Origin of the sequence: Collinsella sp. AM23-17 (assembly GCF_003470945.1) — a bacterium.
Lineage (GTDB): Bacteria > Actinomycetota > Coriobacteriia > Coriobacteriales > Coriobacteriaceae > Collinsella > Collinsella aerofaciens_O.
Genome location: NZ_QRHU01000050.1, coordinates 1 through 1,506 on the forward strand (window position 1 = coordinate 1; position 1,506 = coordinate 1,506).

1 protein-coding gene is annotated in these 1,506 nt (G+C 69.9%); it reads left to right on the forward strand.

What is annotated here, in order from left to right; translation table 11 throughout:
* The first annotated feature begins 126 nt into the window (after positions 1 to 126).
* A complete protein-coding gene (locus tag DW645_RS09800) occupies positions 127 to 1,446 on the forward strand; it encodes an IS256 family transposase (RefSeq protein ID WP_233502389.1) in 1,320 nt (439 codons plus the stop codon).
* The last annotated feature ends 60 nt before the right edge of the window (positions 1,447 to 1,506 follow it).

Genomic DNA, 1,506 nt, shown 5'->3' on the forward strand with positions numbered 1-1,506 from the left:
GGTAGCGCACAGAGATGTGGTGTAAGAGGCGGGGCATGCCCCGCCTCTGCCCTTTCTTGAAAGGGAGGGGACACCGCCTAGAATTCGTCGTTGGAGTAATGAAGGTGACGAATGGAAGGAAAGGCGATGCCCCAAGAAGAGAGTGTACTGCGCCTCGGCCGCGACGAGGCCCTCGAGGCGGCGAGGCTTTGGCAGGAGTGCGGCGACGCGCGCGAGTTCGCGTGCAGGGTGCTGGGCAGCGTGATGAACGCGCTGATGGACTCCGAGGCCCAGCAGATGTGCGGCGCGAGCCGCAACGAGCGCAGCGACGGCAGGGAGAACAGCCGCAACGGCTACCGCCCCAGGTCGCTCAAGACCGCCGTGGGCGACGTGGAGCTCGAGATACCCAAGCTCAGGCACGGCACCTACTACCCCGAGGGCATGCTCGCGCGATGGTCGCGCGTCGACACCTCGGTGGCCGCCATCGTGCAGGAGATGTACGTATGCGGCGTGTCCACCCGCAAGGTCGAGCGCGTGGCGTCCAAGCTGGGCATATCCTCGCTGTCGAGCTCGGAGGTCTCGAGCCTCTGCTCCGACCTCGACGCCGAGGTGGCGGAGTTCCGCCGCCGCGACCTGTCGGGCACGCCGTGCTGCTACCTGTGGCTCGACGCTACCTACATGAGCTGCAGGGTCGGCTCGTCGGTCGTCTCGCAGGGCGTCGTGACCGCGATCGGGCTGGGCGCCGACGGGCGCAAGCACTTCCTGGGCTGCGACGTGGTCGACACCGAGAGCGAGGACTCCTGGGCGGCATTCCTCGGCGGGCTGCGCGAGCGCGGGCTGGCCGGCGTTCGCCTCGTGGTCTCCGACAGCCACGCCGGGCTCGTGGCCGCCGTCTCGCGCCTGTTCCAGGGCTGCGCCTGGCAGCGCTGCGTGACGCACCTGCAGCGCAACCTCCAGAGCGCCTGCTCGGGCAGGCCCGAGGACTCCAAGGCGGCCGTCAGGGACCTCGTGCACGCCGCGGTCTACCAGGACGACCCCGACCTCGCGCGCTGCGTGTGGGCCGAGGCGGCGCCCTGGGTGGCGTCGGTGTCCGCCAGGGCCGGCGAGGTCTTCGAGCAGGCCGAGGACTCCGCGCTGGCGTTCACGGCCTTCCCCAGGGCGCACTGGGCCAAGCTCCGCACCAACAACGTCCAGGAGCGCGCCAACCGCGAGATCAAGCGCCGCTACAGGGTCGTGCAGTCCTTCCCCTCGAGGGAGTCGATGCTGCGCCTGACGTGCGCGAGCCTCATGGAGACCGAGGGACAGTGGTCCCAGCAGCGCGTGTTCTCCGAGGCCTCGGCCGCCGAGGGCTTCGCCGAGCCCGCGGACAGGCCGGCCCCGACAGAGGGGAGGCGCCGCGCGCTCGGGCGGCGCGCCAGGGAGATAGTGGACGAGATAGTCGAGAGGCGCGGTCTCAAGAAGGAGTAACATCGGGACTTGCAGCGACGGACCTCGGGACGCTCTTACACCACGTCTGCGCGCGCCACC